General features: G+C 68.6%; 22 protein-coding genes. 11 read left to right on the top strand and 11 right to left on the bottom strand.

The window, feature by feature from the left end; all coding sequences use genetic code 11:
• The first annotated feature begins 47 nt into the window (after positions 1 to 47).
• The 7 genes from C5C07_RS00295 (at position 48) to C5C07_RS00265 (ending at position 6,119) form a co-directional block, all read left to right on the top strand.
• Positions 48 to 1,340: an O-acetylhomoserine aminocarboxypropyltransferase/cysteine synthase family protein gene (locus C5C07_RS00295; protein WP_004974105.1), complete on the top strand. Its 1,293-nt coding sequence runs from the start codon at positions 48 to 50 to the stop codon at positions 1,338 to 1,340.
• 143 nt (positions 1,341 to 1,483) lie between these two features.
• Complete coding sequence (locus tag C5C07_RS00290) at positions 1,484 to 2,605, top strand: inorganic phosphate transporter (protein ID WP_193493500.1); 1,122 nt, start codon at positions 1,484 to 1,486, stop codon at positions 2,603 to 2,605.
• Positions 2,606 to 2,745: 140 nt separating this feature from the next.
• On the top strand, positions 2,746 to 3,135 hold the full coding sequence (fer, locus tag C5C07_RS00285; protein ID WP_004974109.1) for a ferredoxin Fer: 390 nt from the start codon (positions 2,746 to 2,748) through the stop codon (positions 3,133 to 3,135).
• Positions 3,136 to 3,256: 121 nt separating this feature from the next.
• Entirely contained in the window at positions 3,257 to 4,198 is a 942-nt protein-coding gene (locus C5C07_RS00280; protein ID WP_115804346.1) for a hypothetical protein, read from the top strand.
• A 73-nt stretch (positions 4,199 to 4,271) separates the two neighbouring features.
• Positions 4,272 to 5,321: an A24 family peptidase gene (locus tag C5C07_RS00275; RefSeq protein WP_115804345.1), complete on the top strand. Its 1,050-nt coding sequence runs from the start codon at positions 4,272 to 4,274 to the stop codon at positions 5,319 to 5,321.
• Positions 5,322 to 5,399: 78 nt separating this feature from the next.
• A complete protein-coding gene (hisI, locus tag C5C07_RS00270) occupies positions 5,400 to 5,768 on the top strand; it encodes a phosphoribosyl-AMP cyclohydrolase (RefSeq protein WP_050459858.1) in 369 nt (122 codons plus the stop codon).
• 99 nt (positions 5,769 to 5,867) lie between these two features.
• Positions 5,868 to 6,119, top strand: coding sequence for a hypothetical protein (locus C5C07_RS00265; protein ID WP_004974117.1), 252 nt, complete (start codon positions 5,868 to 5,870; stop codon positions 6,117 to 6,119).
• Positions 6,120 to 6,164: 45 nt separating this feature from the next.
• Here C5C07_RS00265 and glmM read toward each other — a convergent pair whose 3' ends face one another.
• Positions 6,165 to 7,529 carry a phosphoglucosamine mutase gene (gene glmM, locus C5C07_RS00260; RefSeq protein ID WP_004974119.1) on the bottom strand — a complete coding sequence of 455 codons (1,365 nt, stop codon included), beginning with the start codon at positions 7,527 to 7,529 and terminating at the stop codon, positions 6,165 to 6,167.
• A gap of 174 nt (positions 7,530 to 7,703) precedes the next feature.
• On the opposite strand from glmM, the gene hisA reads away from it, so the two are divergent.
• Entirely contained in the window at positions 7,704 to 8,420 is a 717-nt protein-coding gene (hisA, locus tag C5C07_RS00255; protein ID WP_008090905.1) for a 1-(5-phosphoribosyl)-5-[(5-phosphoribosylamino)methylideneamino]imidazole-4-carboxamide isomerase, read from the top strand.
• Positions 8,421 to 8,449: 29 nt separating this feature from the next.
• Here the strand turns inward: hisA and C5C07_RS00250 are convergent, their stop codons facing one another.
• A complete protein-coding gene (locus tag C5C07_RS00250) occupies positions 8,450 to 8,638 on the bottom strand; it encodes a hypothetical protein (RefSeq protein WP_115804344.1) in 189 nt (62 codons plus the stop codon).
• A gap of 45 nt (positions 8,639 to 8,683) precedes the next feature.
• Positions 8,684 to 8,842 (bottom strand): hypothetical protein, encoded by a 159-nt coding sequence (locus C5C07_RS21840; protein WP_231608289.1) that lies wholly within the window; start codon positions 8,840 to 8,842, stop codon positions 8,684 to 8,686.
• Positions 8,843 to 8,963: 121 nt separating this feature from the next.
• Here C5C07_RS21840 and hisB point away from each other — a divergent pair, with 121 nt between their 5' ends.
• Positions 8,964 to 9,557, top strand: coding sequence for an imidazoleglycerol-phosphate dehydratase HisB (gene hisB, locus C5C07_RS00240; RefSeq protein ID WP_004974124.1), 594 nt, complete (start codon positions 8,964 to 8,966; stop codon positions 9,555 to 9,557).
• Positions 9,558 to 9,600: 43 nt separating this feature from the next.
• Here the strand turns inward: hisB and C5C07_RS00235 are convergent, their stop codons facing one another.
• The gene (locus C5C07_RS00235; RefSeq protein ID WP_115804343.1) at positions 9,601 to 10,326 is read right to left on the bottom strand and encodes a hypothetical protein; all 726 of its coding nucleotides are present in this window, start codon (positions 10,324 to 10,326) and stop codon (positions 9,601 to 9,603) included.
• A gap of 162 nt (positions 10,327 to 10,488) precedes the next feature.
• On the opposite strand from C5C07_RS00235, the gene C5C07_RS00230 reads away from it, so the two are divergent.
• Both C5C07_RS00230 and C5C07_RS00225 read left to right on the top strand, forming a co-directional pair.
• Positions 10,489 to 10,992, top strand: a complete 504-nt coding sequence (locus C5C07_RS00230; RefSeq protein WP_004974129.1) for an ACT domain-containing protein — start codon at positions 10,489 to 10,491, stop codon at positions 10,990 to 10,992.
• A gap of 323 nt (positions 10,993 to 11,315) precedes the next feature.
• Entirely contained in the window at positions 11,316 to 11,948 is a 633-nt protein-coding gene (locus C5C07_RS00225; protein ID WP_004974131.1) for a YigZ family protein, read from the top strand.
• 24 nt (positions 11,949 to 11,972) lie between these two features.
• On the opposite strand, the gene C5C07_RS00220 is transcribed toward C5C07_RS00225, so the two are convergent.
• The 7 genes from C5C07_RS00220 to C5C07_RS00190 form a co-directional block, all read right to left on the bottom strand.
• On the bottom strand, positions 11,973 to 14,852 hold the full coding sequence (locus tag C5C07_RS00220; RefSeq protein ID WP_004974138.1) for a TRAP transporter fused permease subunit: 2,880 nt from the start codon (positions 14,850 to 14,852) through the stop codon (positions 11,973 to 11,975).
• A 6-nt stretch (positions 14,853 to 14,858) separates the two neighbouring features.
• Positions 14,859 to 15,344: a DUF1850 domain-containing protein gene (locus C5C07_RS00215; RefSeq protein WP_049905033.1), complete on the bottom strand. Its 486-nt coding sequence runs from the start codon at positions 15,342 to 15,344 to the stop codon at positions 14,859 to 14,861.
• A gap of 51 nt (positions 15,345 to 15,395) precedes the next feature.
• The gene (locus tag C5C07_RS00210; protein WP_004974141.1) at positions 15,396 to 16,424 is read right to left on the bottom strand and encodes a TAXI family TRAP transporter solute-binding subunit; all 1,029 of its coding nucleotides are present in this window, start codon (positions 16,422 to 16,424) and stop codon (positions 15,396 to 15,398) included.
• Positions 16,425 to 16,874: 450 nt separating this feature from the next.
• On the bottom strand, positions 16,875 to 17,078 hold the full coding sequence (locus C5C07_RS00205) for a hypothetical protein (protein WP_004974143.1): 204 nt from the start codon (positions 17,076 to 17,078) through the stop codon (positions 16,875 to 16,877).
• Between the two features lie 131 nt (positions 17,079 to 17,209).
• The gene (gene upp, locus C5C07_RS00200) at positions 17,210 to 17,890 is read right to left on the bottom strand and encodes a uracil phosphoribosyltransferase (protein WP_004974145.1); all 681 of its coding nucleotides are present in this window, start codon (positions 17,888 to 17,890) and stop codon (positions 17,210 to 17,212) included.
• Between the two features lie 108 nt (positions 17,891 to 17,998).
• Positions 17,999 to 18,235 carry a hypothetical protein gene (locus C5C07_RS00195; RefSeq protein ID WP_004974147.1) on the bottom strand — a complete coding sequence of 79 codons (237 nt, stop codon included), beginning with the start codon at positions 18,233 to 18,235 and terminating at the stop codon, positions 17,999 to 18,001.
• The gene (locus C5C07_RS00190) at positions 18,232 to 19,554 is read right to left on the bottom strand and encodes a GTP-binding protein (RefSeq protein ID WP_004974148.1); all 1,323 of its coding nucleotides are present in this window, start codon (positions 19,552 to 19,554) and stop codon (positions 18,232 to 18,234) included. Before C5C07_RS00190 ends, C5C07_RS00195 begins: the two co-directional genes overlap by 4 nt.
• Positions 19,555 to 19,653 lie beyond the last annotated feature (99 nt).

Genomic DNA, 19,653 nt, shown 5'->3' with positions numbered 1-19,653 from the left:
TTGCGACCGACACCCCGCTTTACCCCCGTTCGATTCGACGTTCGGGTATGAGCGACGACAGTCCGGGCTTCCACACTCGGAGTCTCCACGCCGGACAGAGCCCCGATTCCGCGACGGGCGCGCGCGCCCCGCCGCTGTACCAGACCACCTCGTACGTCTTCGAGGACGCCGCCGACGCCGCCGCGCAGTTCGCCCTCGAAAAGCCGGGACACATCTACTCGCGGCTGATGAACCCGACCGTCGGGATGCTGCAGGAGCGCCTCGCGTCGCTCGAAGGCGGCGTGGGCGCGGTCGCGACCTCGTCCGGGATGGCCGCGTTCGACCTCGCGACCTTCCTGCTCGCCTCTGCCGGCGACAACATCGTCTCCGCGTCGTCGCTGTACGGCGGGACCTACACCTACCTCACCCACACCGTCGAGCGCCGCGGCGTCACGACCCGGTTCGTGGACACGCTCGACGTTGACGCCTACGAGGAAGCCATCGACGACGACACCGCGTTCGTCCACCTCGAGACCATCGGCAACCCGGCGCTCGTGACGCCGGACATCGAGGCCATCGCCGAGGTCGCCCACGACCACGGGACGCCGCTGTTCGTGGACAACACGTTCGCCACGCCGTACCTCTGTAACCCCATCGAGCACGGCGCGGACCTCGTCTGGCAGTCCACGACGAAGTGGATTCACGGGGCCGGAACGACCATCGGCGGCATCCTCATCGACGGCGGCACCTTCCCGTGGGACGAGTACGCCGACGACTACCCCGAAATCGCGAAGCCGAACCCGGCGTACCACGGCGTCAACTTCGACGAGACGTTCGGCCCCGCCGGCTTCACCTACGCCGGTATCGCCCGCGGCCTGCGCGACCTCGGCAACTCCCAGTCGCCGTTCGACGCGTGGCAGACGCTCGAAAAGCTCGAATCGCTCCCGCTTCGGATGCGCGCGCACTGCGAGAACGCGCAGGCTGTCGCGGAGTTCCTCGACGACCACGAGAAGGTGTCGTGGGTGAACTACCCCGGCCTCGAATCCCACGAGACCCACGAGGAGGCCTCGAAGTACCTCGACGGCGGCTACGGCGGCATGATTACCTTCGGCCTCACCGACGGCTACGAGGCGGCCAAGGGCACCGTCAACAACGTCGAACTCGCGTCGCTCCTTGCCAACGTCGGCGACGCGAAGACGCTCGTCATCCACCCGTCGTCCACCACCCACCAGCAGCTCACGGAAGACGAACAGGCCGCCGCGGGCGTCACGCCCGACATGGTCCGCCTGTCGGTCGGCATCGAGGACGTCGACGACATCATCGACGACCTCGACCAGGCGATTCGCGCCGCGTCGAACTGAACTGAGGGCGCTCCCCTCGGGCGAGTCGTTTCCGGCCGCCGCGTCGGCGGACTGGCCGACCACCGACCGCCGTTCCTTTTATTCCCGCGCCAGTAGGTACCTCCGTGGTAGAAGCACTCCTCTTCGTCGGTCTCCTGGTGGCAGTGTTCGTCGGGTTCAACATCGGCGGCTCGTCCACGGGGGTCGCCTTCGGTCCCGCGGTCGGGAGCGGTGTGCTCGGCAAACTCGCCGCAGCGGCCCTGATGACGGGGTTCGCGCTCCTCGGCGGGTGGACGCTCGGGAGGGAGGTCGTCGCCAAGATGGGCGGCGAAATCGTCCCGCAAAGCGAGTTCACCCTCGCGGCGAGCGTCGCCGTCCTCTTTTTCGTCGGCCTCGCGCTGTTGGTCTCTAACACCTTCGGCGTCCCCGCCTCCACGTCGATGACGGCGGTCGGGGCCATCGCGGGCCTCGGCCTCGCCAACGGGTCGCTCGACTCCGGCGTGATGCTCGAAATCATCTCGTGGTGGATCGTCGCGCCCGTCATCGCCTTCTGGATCTGCGCGGTCATCGGGCGGTACATCTACCCGTATCTCGACGCGTGGCTCAAACTCGACCAGAGCCCCGGTGCCCTCGTCAGGCTCGACCGCGACGGCGGCGTTCCGCGACCGCGACTCGGGCCGAACACGACGTACCGCGAGTTCGGAAGCACCGTCCTCGTCGTCGTCGTCGCCTGTTACATGGCGTTCTCCGCGGGCGCGTCGAACGTCGCCAACGCGGTCGCCCCGCTCGTCGGCAACGGCGCGCTCGAGATGAACACGGGCATCCTCGTCGCCGGCGGCGCCATCGGTCTCGGCGCGTTCACCATCGCCCGTCGGACGCTCGACACCGTCGGCAACGACCTCACGCAGTTGCCCATCCTCGCGGCGCTCATCGTCGAGACGGTGAGCGCGTCGCTCATCTCCTTCCTGTCGGCCATCGGTATCCCCGCCAGCCTCGCCGTGAGCGCGACGATGTGCATCGTCGGCCTCGGCTGGGGACGGGCGACCCGAACCGTCACTCTCGGCGAGGCCCTGAGCGGCGGCGAGGCCCCGCAGGTATCGGTCAACGCACTCACCGTCGAGCGCGAGGACGAGGTGCCGAAGATGGGCGAGGAAGCGCCCGACGAACTCTCCGCGCAGGACCTGTTCGACCCCGGCACGACCGGGCGAGTCATCTTCTTCTGGATGCTCACGCCCTCGCTTTCGGCCCTCGCGTCGTACGCGCTGTTCTCCGCTGGCGTTATCTGAAGCGTTCAATCGCCGCGTCCGTCAATCCGGAACTATCACGGTCAACAATGTAACAAACGGGCGGCCGCCGCCGCGGCGCGGGTCGAATTCGGCGCACGGAACAGCAAAGTCTAATGGGGTGGCCTTCGAATCCTCTGTCGATGCCCACGGTAACCTACCTCAACTACGAAGTTCTCGACGACAACGGCTGGGACCTCGACGACGACGACCTCTTCGAGCAGGCCGCGGACGCCGGTCTCGACGCCGAAGACTACGGTGAGATGGAAGTCAACCAGGGCGAGTACATCCTGGAAGCCGCCGAGGCCCAGGGCTACGACTGGCCCTTCAGCTGCCGCGCAGGTGCCTGTGCGAACTGTGCGTCCATCCTGAAGGAGGGCGAAATCGAGATGGACATGCAGCAGATTCTCTCCGACGAGGAGGTCAACGACAAGAACGTCCGTCTCACCTGCATCGGTTCGCCGGTCGAGGACGAGGTCAAGATCGTCTACAACGCGAAGCACCTCGACTACCTGCAGAACCGCGTCATCTAAGGCGCTATCCCGAACATTTCTTTCGACGCGTCGCACCCGTGACCGACGGGTACGCCGTTTCCGCCCCCGTCCGAGCCGAGAGGCCGACAGCGATTTGTCCCGCCGACCGGTCGCTCCACCCGTGTCGAGAGTCACGACCGTCGTCCGCGAACTCCGCCCCGACGATTCGCTCCCGAGCGAAGCGACCGAACTCGGTCGACTCGGGCTCTTTCTCGCCTGTCTCACGGTGGCGAGCGCGGCCAGCTACTGGGTCGCGCTCAGGCTCCGCGGCGTCCCGATAGTCGGCACGCTCGCGTCGCCGAACGTCGCCGGCCTCGCGGTTCCGACGCTGGTCTACGCGCGCCATCGCGGCGTCTCGCTCTCGTTCGGGCTTCCCGGGCGCTCCCGACTCGCCGACGCGGCGGCGACGGTTCTCGCTCCCGCGCTCGCCGTCGTCGCGACGAGCGTTCTCTTCGCGGCCGGGTTCGACGCCTCGCTCGCCGCGCTCCTCGGGTGGACGTACCACCCGGAAGCGTCGGTCGCGACGGCGGCGGTTCGGACCGCCGAAGACGCGGCACTCGCCGGCCTCGGGTTCGGGATTCTCGTCGCGGCGGTGTTCGACCTCGTCTCGTCGCGGGTCGGACTCTCGTCCGCGCGCGCCGTCGCTGCGACGGCCGCGCTCGCGACGTTCTTTCGTTCGGTGCTCCGCGACGCCGCCTTCACGCTCGTCGTCTTCCCGAAACCCTGGCGGGTCGGCGTCGTCTCACTTCTCCTCGTCGCCGCCGTCTGCGGCTGTGTCGCGGTCGGCGTGACGTATCGAAGCGCGGTCGAGCGGTCGATTCGACCCCTCTCGCGCCCGACGCTCGCTCCCGCGTTCGCCTTCGGACTGCTCGCCGTGGCCGCGCTCGGAACCGTCTTCGCCGACGTTCCCGGCAGCGTCGAACACGCCCTGTGGGCGCTCGCGTTCGGCGTGGCCGCCCTCGGCTTCGGCCGCTCGAAGTCGGCGTGGGTTCCCGCGGCCGCGATGGCACTGTTCTCGCTTTCGATTCGGCTCGTCGGCTTCGTCGAACTCGCGTTGTTCTGACCCGCCGCCGGGGTCGGTTTCAGGATTGATACCCGTCCCGAACACCTAACTCCCCTGCCCCCAGTCTGCGGGTATGTTCGGTATCGGAACGCTCCCCGACCTCCTGCGGTTGGTGGTGCTCCCCGTCCTCGCGTGGACCGCGGTACGCGACGTCCGCACGCGGCGCGTCCCCAACGTCGTCTGGTATCCGCTCGCGGCGCTGGGGCTCGTCCTGCTCGCGTGGGAACTCCTCGGCCACCTGCCGCCGGAGACGGTGCTCGACCGGCTGTACCTGATTCGCGTCGGCGTGAGCGTCTGTTTCGTCGTCCCGCTTTCGTACCTGTTCTGGCGGCTCGGCGGCTTCGGCGGCGCGGACGCGAAGGCGCTCATGGTGTTCGCCGTCCTGCTCCCGACGTTCCCCAGTTACGTCGTCGCCGGGACGGAGTTCCCGCTCGCCGCCACCCGCCTCGGCGTCTTCTCGATGACGATTCTCACGAACACGGTCATCGTCGGCCTCGCCTACCCGCTGTTCCTCGCCGCCAGGAACCTCGCCGACGGCGAATTCGAGTTCCCCATCTCGTTCGTCGGCCGCCGCGTCTCCGTGGGGTCGCTCTCGGCGGCCCACGGCCGCCTGTTCGAGTCGCCCGAGGGAATCACGCGGAACGGACTGGACCTCGACGCGCTCCGGATGTACCTCCGCTGGCGCGGCCTCACGCTCGCGGACCTGCGTTCGGACCCGGACGCCCTCCGCGACCCCGACAGCATCGGCGAGACGTTCGACCCGACGGACGGCGCGGTCCACCGCGCGGCAACCGACGGCGGCACGTCGCCCGACCTCGACGACGAGGATGCGGTAGACGGCGATACGGACGCCGGCGCTGGAGGCGACACCGCCGCAGCCGACCCGGACGCGTCGTTCGACGACCCGTGGGGCGCGGCCCGCTTCCTCGACAGCATCGAGGGCACCGCCTACGGCACCTCGCCCGAGAAACTCCGCGGCGGACTGGAACTCGTGACGACTCGCGAGTCGGTGTGGATTTCGCCGGGCATCCCGTTTCTCGTTCCCATGTTCGTCGGTCTCGTCGTTGCGTTCGTCTACGGCGACATCCTCTTCGGCGTCCTCGGCGCGCTCGGTATCGTCTGAGCACGCGGGGGAGAGTCGGGCGTCGTTTCCACGCGGCGACGCACAAGAGATAACCCCGGCCACCGCGTGACCCGAATCATGACCGTCGATGTCGACTTCGGCGAGGACGGCCTCGTCCCCGCCGTGGCGCAGGACGCCGACTCCGGAGAGGTGCTCATGCTGGCGTACGTCTCGCCCGAGGCGCTCGACCGAACCGTCGAGACGGGCCGGGCGCACTACTACTCGCGGAGCCGCGACGAACTCTGGGAGAAAGGGGCTTCGAGCGGCCACACACAGGAGATTCGGGAGGTCCGCGTCGACTGCGACGCCGACACCCTGCTGTACCTCGTCGACCAGAACGTCGGCGCGTGCCACACCGGCCACCGGTCGTGTTTCTACCGCACCGTCGAGGGCGAGAACGTCGGCGAGCGCGTCTTCGACCCCGACGCGGTCTACGGCGACGAGTGACCGATGCGAGCCGAGCGATGACGGGCGCGACCGCTCCGCCGACCGTCGCCACGACCGCGACCGACGGGTCGACCGACCGATGACCGCGGTCGCCGGCCGATGCTGAACGTCAATCCGGTTTCCGTGGTCGCCATCGTCGTGGGGCTGGGCTGTTTCGCCCTCGGCGGCCGGCTGCTCAAGAGCGCCGCGGCCGCCCGTCGGGTCGCCCGCTCCGACGACCCGGAGTTCGTCCTCGACCCGACCCGCGAGGACCCGCCGGACGACGAACTCGGCGGCGACGACCTCGAACGCGGCTTCATGCTGTTGGTGTTCGGCGCGCTGGCGCTCCTGTTCGCGGCGATTAGCCTGTGAGTGGCGCGCGAAAAGAGACTCCTTCTCCCCGGTGCTATCGCCGAGTTACAGCGTCGCAACCGCGGTTCGAAGCGCGTCGGCGGCGTCCTCGGCGAGTTCGGTCGCGCGTTCCTCGGAGCGACCCTCGGCGTAGACGCGGACTTTCGGCTCGGTTCCCGAGGGGCGGACGAGCACCCACGCGTCGCCGTAGTCGAGGCGGTAGCCGTCGGTCGTGTTCGGCGTCGCGTCGGCGGATTCCGCGTAGTCGGCGGCGGCGTTGAGCATCGCCGTCAACTCGGCTTCCTCGTCGTATTCGAGGTTGATGCGGACGTTGTAGTAGTCCTCGTAGGGCGCGACGAGTTCGCTCGGCGGGCGCTCGGCGACGAGTTCGAGGAACTTCGCCGCGATGTACGCGCCGTCGCGGACGAGGCGGTAGTTGGGGTAGAACACTCCCCCGTTACCCTCGCCCGCGATGGGGACGTTCCGACCCTCGCGCCAGAGTTCGCGGATGCGGGTGATGAGGTTCGTCGCGCCGATGGGCGTGAGTTCGAGGTCGGCTCCGACCTCCTCGCAGACGTCGACGAGGCGCTGGGAGACGTTCACCGCGGAGACGGTCGCGTCGCCCGGTTCGAGGGCGGCGGCCGCGAGGGCGGCCAGCGACGCCTCACCGGAGATGCACTCGCCGCGCTCGTTCACGAAGACGGCCCGGTCGGCGTCGCCGTCGTGGGCGATTCCCACGTCGGCGTCGGTCGCGCGGACGAGTCGTTCGAGGTCGCTGAGGTTCTCGGGGACCGGCTCGGACTGGCGGCCGGGGAAGTGGCCGTCTGGCTGGGCGTTGACCGTGCGGACCTCGCAGCCGAGTTCGCGGAGGAAGTCGGGCGTGACGAGCGACCCGGCGCCGTGGCCGGGATCGAGCGCGACCGTGAGGTTCGCGTCGGCGATTTTCTCGCGGTCGACGCTGGCGAGGAGGTCCTCGCGGTAGTCGTCGTTCGCCGTCTCGACGCGCCGGGTCTTCCCGACGGCGTCCCACTCGGCCACGTCGAACTCCTCGGCGAGGATGTGGTCTTCGATGCGCTCTAACTCCTCGACGGCGAGTTCGACGCCGTCGTCGCCGACGAGTTTGACGCCGTTGAACTCCGGGGGGTTGTGCGAGGCCGTGATGACGACGCCCGGAACGCCCTGGTTCTCGCAGTACCGGACCGCGGCGGGGGTGGGGACGACGCCGAGGTCGTCCACGTCGACGCCGACGCTCGCCAGCCCGGACTCGGCGGCGTTGACGAACATCTCACCCGTCGTTCGGGTGTCGCGTGCGATGGCGACCCGGTCTGCGTTCCAGACCGTGCCGGCGGCCTTGGCGACGCGGAGGACGAACTCCGGTGTGAGGCTCTCACCCACCACGCCGCGGGTGCCGCTGGAACCGAAGAGTTTCATTGAGTGTGTGTGCACCCCGGCGCGACAAAGCCGTTCCGAACTGGTGGCTCGCTCGGTCCGTTCGTCGCCCGATTCGCGTCGCCCACTTCGGGGTGTCGCACCCGGGTCGTCGTATTCGGTATCTCGGTCGCCGTATCCGGTGCGTTTACGCACGTCGCTCGCCCACGGTGGCGTATGTTCCCGGAGTTCGAAGTCGTCCCCGCGGTCGACATGCAAGACGGCGAGGTCGTCCAGCTCGTACAGGGCGAACGCGGCACCGAGAAGACCTACGGCGACCCGGTCGAGGCCGCCCGCCGCTGGGTCGACGCCGGCGCGGAGACGCTCCACCTCGTCGACCTCGACGGCGCGTTCGAGGGCGAGCGGAAGAACGCCCCGGCGGTCGACGCCGTCCTCGACGCGGTCGACGTGCCGCTCCAACTCGGCGGCGGCATCCGCACCGCCGACGACGCCCGCGACCTGCTGGACCGCGGCGTCGACCGCGTCATCCTCGGCACCGCGGCCGTCGAGAACCCCGACATCGTCGCCGAACTCGCCGACGACTACCCCGACGGCGTGATGGTCAGCCTCGACGCGAAAGACGGCGAGGTCGTCGTCTCCGGCTGGACCGAGGGAACCGGCCTGGACCCCGCCGAGGCGGCCGCCCGGTACGAGGAACTCGGCGCGGCGGCCATCCTCTTCACCGACGTGGACGTCGAGGGACAGCTCGAAGGCGTCCACCTCGAGACGACCTCGGCGGTCGTCGACGCGGTCGACATCCCCGTCGTCGCCTCCGGCGGCGTCGCCTCGCTCGACGACGTCCGCGCGCTCCGCGAGGCGGGCGCGGCGGCGACCGTCGTCGGCACCGCGCTCTACGAGGGGCGGTTCACGCTCGAAGAGGCGATGGAGGCGTAGTCGCCGACGAGACGCGCCGCACCGAGGCGCTATCCGTCCAGATACGCGATAACGGCCGCGGCGAGGCTCTCGACGGTCCCGTAGACGCCGACGGCGACGAACAGCGCGCCGATAATCGCGGTCTCGGGACGCGAGGTCGCGAGGAACGGCCCCGAGAGGACGAGCATACTGACAGTCACCACGTCGCGTTTCGGGCTGGCGGTCGCTCCGCGCCGCATCAGTCGCTCGCCTCCGGACGACTCGATTCCAGTCGCATCGGTCGGTTATCGCCCACTCAGGACGCCTCCGCCGAGTACCGCCGCGCCGACCGCGAGCGTCACCAGTGCGACGCCGAGCGCGACAGCCACCCCGGACCGGGCGGTGAGCAGGAGTCCCCCGACGCAGATGGTGTAGCCCACCACCAGCGCTCCCTTTCGCTGCATACCCCACGGTACACGTCCGAAACCATGAACGTCCGTCAGACGCGCGTCTGACGCTGCGGCGGGCTGCGGTCGCCTCCGCACGACGAGAATCCCTATATGCGCGGCCCGCTTCGAACGCGACATGAGCGACGCCGACCGACGCGCGGCCGTCTCCCGCGAGACGTCCGAGACGACCATCGACGTGACGCTGTCCATCGACGGCGACGGCGACGCGGTCGTCGACACCGGTATCGGGTTCTTCGACCACATGCTGGAGGCCTTCGCCAAACACGGCCTGTTCGACCTGACCGTCCAGTGCGACGGCGACCTCCACATCGACGACCACCACACCGTCGAGGACGTGGCCATCGTCCTCGGCGAGGCGTTCACCGAGGCGCTCGGCGACAAGCGCGGCATCGTCCGCTACGCCGACCGCAAGGTCCCGCTCGACGAGGCCGTCGCCTCCGTCGTCGTGGACGTGTCGGGCCGCCCCTTCTTCGAGTTCTCCGGGGAGTTCTCACAGCCCTACGTCGGCGAGTTCACCAGCCACATGGCCGAACACTTCGCGATGTCGCTGTCGATGAACGCCGGACTCACGCTCCACGCGGGCGTCGAGGGCGACAACGCCCACCACGAGGTCGAGGCGCTGTTCAAGGCGCTCGCGCGCTCGCTCGACGACGCGACCCGCGTGGACCCGCGGCGCTCCGACACGCCGAGTACCAAAGGAAAACTGTAGTCGCCAGTCCGCCCCGTTCTCCCCGACCTCCCGCACTCGACTCTCAGGGTCGCCGGAGCGTCCCCGAGTCGTCGACGAGCAGACCGCGTTCGACCGCGTAGTCGAAGATATCGGCGACCTCGTCGTCCTCGAGGTCGTACGCGCCGGACGCCAGCGCCTCGACTTCCGCCCGCTCGACGGGGAACTCGCGGTTCTGGAGGATGCGAATGACCTTTCGGAACTTCGGCGGCTCCTCGCTCCGGTCGGGCGACCCGCCGCTGGTTTCAGTCTCATCGTCGGCGTCCGACTCGGCCTCCCCGTCGGTCGCTTCGGCTTCGTCGGCGGTCTCGTCGGTCTCCCGGGCGGCACCGTCGGACTCCTCGGTTTCGGTCTCGGTTTCGGTGTCGCCGTCGTCGTCCGCGTCGTCTCCCGAGACCCCGTGGTCGTCGGCCTCGTCGGTCGAGTCGTGATCGGCCGGCTCCGGCGGCGTCGGCGCGGGGTCGACCGCGTTCACGTCGACCGAGGCGGCCTCGCCGCCCGACCCGCTCGCGGTCCGCTCCGGTGCCGCGGACGCGCCCGTCTCGGCCCGCGCGTCGTCGGGTACGTCGACGCCGGCGTCGACGCCGAGTCGGGAGAGAAGCGGCGCGATGACCTCGCTCAGCGTCTCCTCGCAGTGTTCGCAGAGGACGACGCGGCGCTGGTCGTCGGCCGGCGTCAACTCCGGCGGCAGTACCTCGAACACGCCGACGGCGTCGGTCCCACAGAAATCACAGGTGCGTAGCTCGCGCATGCACGACGGGTATCCGCGCCGACGGTTAAACCCACTCCCCGGCCGCGGCGTCGGTCGCCTGCCCGCGGCGTCGTCCACCCGACGCCCGCGCGACGCCTCCAGTCAGCCGCCGTCGGCGACGTACCACTTAATGCACCCGCCCGCAAATCCCCCGACCAACGAATGTTCGACGAGATTATGGAGAAGTTCGAGGGCAGCCCGAGCCAGCAGGCCGTCATCCGGCTCCTCTTGGAGCGGGGCTTTTCCGTCAACGACCAGGGACGGGTCGTTTCGGGCGGCATCGAGATACCGAACACCGGCATCGCCCGCGAGGCCGACGTGGACAGGCGAGTCGTCGACTCGACCACCGACGCCATCCTCGCCGACGAGGAGCTTCGGCGAATCTTCCAGAACATCTCGTCGATTCCGAGTCTGATGGACCTCGCGCCGGTGCTCAACCTCTCCGTGCTCACCGTCGAGGTGGCCGACGCCGACGAGCCCGGCATCGTCGCCACCGTCACCTCGAAGCTCGCCGACGCGGGCATCTCGATTCGCCAGACGATAAGCGAGGACCCCGAGTTCACCGACGACCCGAAGCTCTACATCATCACCGACGAGCCGATTCCCGGCGACCTGCTCAACGACCTGTCGAACCTCGAATTCGTCCGCCGCATCATCATCGCCTGAGCCGCCCCGTCGGCTCGCGAATGTTCTGTCAACGCAGCAATAAGATTCTTGTAACTTCACGTGGTAGCTGTTCGCATGGTGTCCATGCGCAGTTGCATGTGCTGTGGTGAGCCGATTTCCGAGACGCGCCACCTCTGCGGCGTCTGCATCCAAAACGGGTGTACGTCGTACGCGGACGCCTGCGGACAGTAGCAGTCGCGCGTCGTCTCCCGCCCGAACACCCGTCGCCCTCGGCCGGCCCTCGCCGACCCCATGCCGTCCGGGCCGGGCCGACGACGCCCCGGTGCGAACGCTTTTCCACGCCGCGACGCCAACTCGGTGGCATGACCGACGCCTATCGAACCGTCGCCGGCCGGGCCGACGCCCGCTTCGAGGTCAACGGCTCGGAGTTCATCGGCTACGTCTCCCCCGCGGAGACGGTCGAGGAGGCGGAGGCGTTCGTCGCCGAAATCGAGGAGCGCCACCCCGACGCCACCCACAACGTCCCCGCCTACCGGGTGCCCGCCGGGTCGGCCTCGTCGTCGGTTCCCGGCGGGGGGAACGTCATGCTCCGCGAGTACCAGAGCGACGACGGCGAGCCGAGCGGCTCGTCGGGAAAACCGGCGCTCAACGTTCTCGTCCAGCAGGACGTGCGCAACGTCGCCGCCGTCGTGACGCGCTACTACGGCGGCACCAACCTCGGCGTCGGCGGCCTCGCCCGCGCGTACTCCCGGGCCGTCAAGGAGGCGCTCGACGCGGCGGGCGTCGTCGAGGAGATTCCCCACGAGCGGTTCACCGCGACCGTCGAGTACGACGATTCGGGGAGCGTCCGCGGGCTCCTAGAGAGCGCGGGCGTCGAGTTCGAAGCCGCCTACGAGGCCGACGTGTCGTTCGAGGTCCGCGTTCCCGTCGAGGACGGGGCGGACCTCCGCGACCGCATCAGAAGCGCGACCAGCGGCCGCGCGGACATCGAGTAGCGCGGTCGCGGGCTTCTTTTCGGTTCAGTTGGTCGGTTCTACCTGTTCCGGCGGCGTCGGTGCGGCCCGCTCGCGCGTCTCGCGGCGGTTCTTCACGGCGAGCGCGCCGAACAGCACCCCACCGACCGCGCGCATGGCGAGGTCGACGGCGACCGTGTCCGGGACGGTCCCGACGAGTCCGAGGAAGCTCCCGAGGTCGAACGCGGCGTTCAACAGGAGCATCGGGGCCATGAGCAGGAACGCCGAGAGGGCGAACAGGGCCCGTTCGGTCTGCGATACGCGGCCGTAGAGGTAGCCGATGACGGTCGCGCCGAGTCCGATGACCCCGATGAAGACGCCCGCGACCGGGATGACCACCTCGGGAACGAAGTAGCCGACCTCGGCCACGTCGGCGAACGTGATGACCGCCGCGGACTCGCCCCGTCCGCGGAGGAGCAGGATGCCCGGGGTGAGGGCGAAGGCGAACGGTACGATGGCCTTGTTGAGCGACAGCGAGAACGCCTTCGTCCCGGTCCGGAACGGATTGGACCGGGCGATGCCCGAGGCGGCGTACGCCGCGACCGCCACCGGCGGTGTGATGTCCGCTATCACCCCGAAGTAGAGGATGAACAGGTGGGCCGCGAGCAGCGGGATGTCGGAGGACTGCGCGATAGCCGGCCCGAGCAGCGAGACGAGGATGATGTACGTCACCGTCGTCGGCATGCCCATGCCGAGGATGATGGAGGCGATGGCGGTGAAAAGCAACAGGAGGACGATAGAGCCGCCGGCGACCGCCTTGATGAGCGCGGTCAGGTTCGGGCCGAGGCCGGTCGCGCTGACGACGCCGGGGATGATGCCCGCGGCGGCGACGGCGACGACGACCTCGGTCGAGGTGCGCGCGCCGGAGTCCATCGACTTCCCGATGAACGTCACGTAGCGGAAGACGTTCAGGTCGGACAGCGACGGCCGCGAGACGGCGTTGGCGACGTTGTCGGCCGCCTCGTCGACCGCGTCGTCGAACTCCAACAGCGGCGAGTCGAGCGCCGGTCGGACGAGCATCACGACGAGGCTGACGAAGATGGCGATGACGCCGAGGTCGCCCGCGGCGGCGAAGAGCGCGGCGGTCGCGCCGAGCGGCTCGCCGCTTCCGCCCGTGACCGCGTCGATGACGCCGACGCCGGTGGTGACGTACGACCCGAGTTGCGCGACGAACGCCGCCGCGATAGCGCCCAAGAGGGGCACGCGGGTCCGCTCGCTGTACGCCGCGACGACGGACAGGAGCGCCATGATGGCGATGAGCGTGAACCACGCCGAGCGCGCGACCGTCAGGCGCTCGACCAGCAGGTAGTACATGAGCAACACGAGCGGGATGAGGTAGAACCACCCGCGGACGAGGTGCTTTCCGAGGTCGACGACCTCGGAGCGGTCGAGGCCACCGATGCCGGCCCGCGTCGCTTCGAGGTGGACCATCACCCACACGCCGAAGAAGAACACCACGGCGGGGATGGCCGCCGCGATGATGATGTCGGAGAAGGGGACGCCGATGAACTCGATCATGAGGAAGGCCGCCGCGCCCATCACCGGCGGGAGAATCTGCCCGCCGGAGGACGCGGAGGCCTCGACGGCCCCGGCGAACTCGGAGCGGTAGCCGGAGCGCTTCATCAGCGGGATGGTGAACGCGCCGGTCGTCACCGTGTTGGCGATGGAAGAGCCCGAAATGGTCCCCATGAAGCCGGACGCGAGGATGGACGCCTTCGCCGGGCCGCCCTTGCGGGTCCCGGTCGCGGCGTACGCGAGGTCGATGAACCACTGGCCGGCCCCCGACATCTCCAGGAACGCCCCGAACAGGATGAAGATGTAGATGAACTGCACGGAGACGGTGACCGGGATGCCGAAGACGCCGTTTTCGGTGTTGTACCAGAGGTTCTGGATGATGTTCGCCCACGACCCCTCGGGGATGGAGAGGACGCCGACCAGCGGCATCGACGGCGAGATGAGGTAGCCGAACCTCGCGTAGACGATGAACGAGGCGACGATGACCATCAGGTAGAACCCGAGCGAGCGGCGGGTCGCCTCCAGGACGAGGAGGACGCCGACCGCGCCGAGGAAGAACGGGTAGGACACGTCCGCGAAGGGGAGGACGCCGATGGCCGCGACGACCGCGTCGGCGAGGAAGCCGAGCGGGCCGAGCGTCTCGGACAGCGAGACGAACGGCGCGCCGAGGTACTCGGCGACCGTCCGGCCGGCTTCGAGGCCGAACACGCGGAGCCGCTGAATCTCGGACCACTCGAACACCATGTAGGCCGCCGTGGCGACGGCGAACACGATAAACAGCAGGTCGAGCGGCGTCACGCGCTCGCGCTCCGGGTCGATCGCGAGCCATCGGACGAACCGGCGGATTCCCGCGGCACCGCGGGTGACCGGGTGGTCCTCACCGAGGTTCGACGCGAGGGTCGGAACGACGCGACTGAGTGCCGCGGCGAACCGACCGTGGCCGGTCGTCGCCGGGAAGAGGACGAACGCCAGCACGAGCGCGAAGGCGACGTGAATCGAGTTCACCTGCAGGAGTTGGAGCGAACCGAGCGACACCTCGCCGACGAGCGGTATCGTCGCGGCGAACTCGAAGCCGCGGGCGGCCAGCCACGACTGGAAGACGGAAAAGGAGATGGCGACGAGCGACGTGAGAATCGCCGCCCACCCCGAGAGCGTCCGCTTCCGGTCGATGCCCTCCAGCATCTCCTGTGCCTCTTCTTCGGATAGTTCTTCGTCGGTACTCGCTGCCTCGCGGTCGTCGTCTGCGGGCGACTCGCCGCCGTCGGTTCGAATCGGCGGGTCGGCCGCCAGCGCGTCGGTCTCCGGGACGGACCGGGAGGCGTCTTCGTCGTCGGGGTCGTCGGGTCGACCCTCGTCGTGTGTTCGGTTCATCGTTGGTCAGTGGAGGGCGGCGTCGAGGACGGAGCGGTGCGTGACGTACAGGCGGACCGAGCGCGCGTCGGAGAGCGCCACGAGGTCGTAGGTCCGGTCACCGACGTGTAGCTTGTGGCCGGCGATGCGGCCGGGCTTGACGTACAGGTCCTCGTAGCTCCCCTCGGGGTCGAAGACGAACGAGCCGTTTTCGGTCGTCACGTTCGCCCGAGCGGGCAGCCCCGCGCCGTAGGACTTGAACTCCATCTTGGTCATGACGAGTTCGCCGTCCTGAACCGCGTAGGCGTCGAGGACGCGCGTCTTCTCGACGCTGTGGGTGTATTCGAGCGCGACGGTCGTGTTCTCTTCGACCGGCATCGTCTGTAGTCGCTCGCCGGTCTCGGCGTCTTCGACGACGAGCACCTGTCCGGCCGGAACGGCGGCGCTCCCGCCGACGGCGACCGCCAGCACCGCGACTACGACGAGGAGACGTGTGGGAGTCGAATCAAGCATCGAAAGATGGGTAGGAAACCGCTGTTCGAAAGCGAAGCGAAGCGCCCGGGCTCAGCCGAAGTAGGCCTGCGCGCCGGGGTGGAGCTCGATGGACATGCCGTCCTGCGCGCTCTCCTTGGAGATGAAGTCCGTCTTGATGGTGAGTTCGTCGACGTTCTCGAAGATGGCGCTGGTGACCGATTCGACGGTCGATTCGGGCTGTTCGGCGTTGGTCGCAATCATCGCCTGAACGGAGACGGTCGGAGCGGGGTTCTCCAGTCCGTAGGTGCCCGACGGAACCTCGTCGTCGGCGTAGAACGGCGCGGCGTCCTTGACGGCCGTGCGGTTCTCGCCCTCGATGGGGACGATGCGCACGTCCTCGGTCGCGGCGAGTTCCTCGATAGCGCCGACCGGCCAGCCGCCGACGACGAACGCGGCGTCGATGTCGCCGTTCTTCAGCTGGTCGGAGGCCTGCGAGAAGCCGGTGTTCTGCTCGCTGTAGTCCGAGATGCCGAGGGCTTCGAGAATCTGGGTCGCGTTGACCTGCGTCCCGGAGCCGAGGTCGCCGGTGTTGATGGTCGCACCGGAGAGGTCGGACGGCGTCTCGATGCCCGTGTCGGCGAGCGTGACGACGTGAATCGTCTCGGGGTAGAGCGTGGCGACGCCGCGGAGGTTCTCGACGGGGCTACCCTGGAACGCCTCGATGCCCTCGCCGTTGCGGGCGAAGTAGGCGACGTCGTTCTGAATCAGCGCGAAGTCCGCGTCGCCGCGGGCGAGGCTGCCGACGTTCTCGACGGACGCGCCGGTGGACTGCACCTGAATCGTGAAGTCGGTCTGTCCCTCGATGACGGACTTGAACTCGTTCGAGAGGGGGTAGTACGTGCCGCCCGTCCCGCCGGCGTGCCACGAGAGTCGGCTCTCGGTGCCGCCGTTACCGCCGGATTCGGTCGTCGTCTCCTCGGCGGTGGTGGTATCTTCGCCACCGGATTCGGTCGTCGTCGTCGTCTCTTCGCCGCCGCCACCGGAACAGCCGGCGAGGCCGGCCAGACCGACGGCACCTGTCGCAGCGATAAACTGTCGGCGGTCAAGCTTCCGAGTCATACATCACTATTCGTCACGATACGTATTTATGGCTGTTCATGTCAACGGCCAACATATCTCTATTTACACACTAATTGTAGTAAATTCTTATCAATGTTAGAATATTAATTCGCCAACGATACACATACCTGAACCCGCCCTTCTGGAGAGAAATACAATCCTCCGCGGTTCTGATTTCACTTCGACCCGCGTGCCCACCGCTGTCGGTTTCTCGTTTCTCTGTTCCGTCCGACTCCGGAGTTCGCGGCGGACTTCGACCCGAAACGAAGGGGTTCGGCGAGTTGGGTGCCGACCCCGATGCACCCCGTGCAAACGTCTCTCACAGTAGTCTACGGGGGTACGGTTCGGGACGTTCGACTCGAACTACAGTCGGCCGCCGGCGGGCGACTTTCGACCCGAAAAGAGGGGGTTCGGACGGCGTTCAGGGGAGTGCGCTCGCGCCCGCGGTCGTCAGTCGACGATTATCTCGGAGTCCGTCGAGTCGTCCGACGACTGCTTGGGCGACATCTGTTCTTCGTACCGGGTTATCCAGTCGGCGAAACAGGTCGGACAGAGTCGCTGGTCGTCCACGGTCGAGCCGTCGACCTGCAACTGGACCGCGCGGGCGAGGGCGTCTTCGACCGCCCGCCCGCAGCCGTCGCACGGGTCGCTCATCGTCGGGTTCCTCCGGTGGCGCGAGGTTCGTCCATGCGTCGGAGGTGCGCGGGCGGTAACTTAGTCGTTACCCGAATTCGGGTCGGCGGCCGGGACGTCCCGCCCGCGAGCCGCGGTGCGAGGAGACCGAGCTACGTCGTGCGGAACGCCCGGTCGCCGGCGTCGCCCAGCCCGGGGACGATGTAGCCGTCGTCGTCGAGGTAGTCGTCGATGGAGACCGTCAGCAGGTCGACCTCGGGGAACTCGCTGTCGACGCGGAGCAGACCGTCGGGCGCGGAGACGGCAGAGAGGACGAACAGCTTCTCGGGGTCGACGCCCGCGTTCTCGAGGATGTGGTCGAGGACCGAGCACATCGTCGAACCGGTCGCGAGCATCGGGTCGGCCACGATGACCGTGTCTTTCTCCGTGATTTCGGGGAGCTTCACGTAGTCGATGGTGATGGGGAAGCCGCCGTCGTCGTCCATCCCCGCCTCCTCGTCGCGGCCGGCGGAGATGACTCCCTGCTTCGCCCGCGGGAACGCCTTGAGCAGTCCCTCCACGAACGGCGTCGCGGCGCGGAGCACGTTGATGATGACGACGTTGTCGAGCCCTTTCACGTGCTCGCCGGTCGTCTCGGCCAGCGGGGTCTGGATGGTGACGTACTCGGTCTCCATCGCGCCGTCGATTATCTCGTAGCCACAGATGCGGCCGAGTTTGACGAGGCCTTTCCGGAAGGCGACCTGCGTCGTCTCCACGTCCCGGAGGCGCGAGAGCGTGTCCTTCGCCAGCGCGTGCGTGATGAGGTACGCGTCGTCTCGGTCTTCGATGGGCATCTTACTGAGAAGGCGGTTTCCCGAAGGACATAAATGCGGCTATCGGCCGCCAGCGGTGCCCTGCGGGTAGTTCACGCGTAGAATGGTTCGGCGGCGCATCCCGCGGTTTCAGTTCGTCACGAGGTACGTGACGGCCGTGAGCACGAGCGCCGCGGACGCGACGTTGACGACCGAGAAGGCCGCGAGGTCGAGGTACGACAGGCCGTAGACGACGACCGCCGCGAACGCCGTCGAGAGGACGAGGTTCATGACGAACAGCACCCGCGGGTCGCCCTCGCCCCACTCTATCTCGTCGGCTCCGCGCCCCTCGTCGTCGCTCCCGGCCCCTTCGGCTTCGCCGCTCATCGCCCGCCCTCCGAGGCCGCGCCCGTGGTCGGCACCGACTCGCGCTCCCGGGTCGGCTCCGCGAGCGCGACTTCCTCGCCGGGGTCGGTCGGGAAGTCGCCGGCGTCCGCGGACGCGCCGGGGTCGAGCAGGTGGGCGTCGAGCGCGGCCGCGAGCGCGTCTTCGTCCATCCCGCGGCCGATGAACACCAGTTCGGTCCGCCTGTCGCCGTGGTCGTCGTGCCAGTCGAGTTCGGGGTGATTGCGGCGGTAGGTGTCCTGTTCGAACTCGGGGCGCGAGGCGACCCACGGGCCGGCGGCGGCGACGTACGCCGACGGGCCGGCCTGACTGTAGGTGAAGTGTACGTCCTCGGCCCCGGCGACCCACAGCGAGCCTTTCGCCCGGACGACCGAGTCGGGGAGGTCACCGAGGACAGCGGCCGCACCCTCGGGGTCGAGCGGCGCCCGGCGGCGGTAGACGAACGAGGTGACGCCGTAGGTCGCTTCCGCGTGTGTGGTGTCGTCGTGGTCGTGGTCGCCGTAGCCGCCGTGGTCGTGGTCGCTGTGGTCGCTGTGGTCGTGGTCGCCGTGGCCGCCGTGGCCGTCTCGGTCGCTCTCGTCTCCTCCCGTATCATTTTCCAACGCCGCCCGCCAGCCGACGGGCGCGTCGGGGTCGTGGAGGTCAGAGAGGAGCAGGTCCGCGTCCACGTCGCCGCGGGTCGTCTCCACCACGGTCGCGCCGGGACGGAGCGCCTCGACCGCGTCGCGGACCGCGGCGAGTTCCGCGTCGGAGACGAGGTCGCGCTTGTTGAGGACGACGAGGTCGGCGCTCTCGACCTGCTCGACGAGGAGGTCCGAGAGGGGGCGCACCGAGCCGTCTCCCTCCTCGGCCACGGTCCGGTCGGGGTCGCCGTCGCCGAAGGTGTCCGCGAAGAGTCTGGCGTCGACGACCGTCGCGAGGCCGGCCACGTCGTAGCGGGCGGCCGCCCGCGAGGCGACGAACAGCCGGGCGACCGGGCCGGGCTCCGAGACGCCCGAGGCCTCGACGACGAGGTGGTCGAACGACCGCTCGCGCGCGAGGCGGACGACCGCGGTTTCGAGGTCGTCCTGTAGCTCGCAGCAGATACAGCCGTTCGAGAGTTCGGTCACGCCGTCGCCGACCGCGAGGTCGGACTCCTCGGCGACGAGTTCGGCGTCGACGTTCACGGAACCCATGTCGTTGACGAGCACGGCGATGTCCCGGTCGCCGGCGTGTGTCAACAGGTGGTTGAGAAGCGTCGTCTTGCCCGCCCCGAGGCTCCCGCCGAGCACCGTCACCGGAATCGTCTCCCCCGCGTTCATGGGCGGGCCTACCGGGGCCGCACATATGAAAGCGCAGGTAACCCATGCGGACGTTCGTGAACGATACCCTTTTGTCCGAAAGCGGGTGAGTGTGTAAAC

Origin of the sequence: Haloferax sp. Atlit-4N, from assembly GCF_003383025.1 — an archaeon.
GTDB lineage: Archaea > Halobacteriota > Halobacteria > Halobacteriales > Haloferacaceae > Haloferax > Haloferax gibbonsii.
This window is presented reverse-complemented; position numbering and strand designations above follow the sequence as displayed.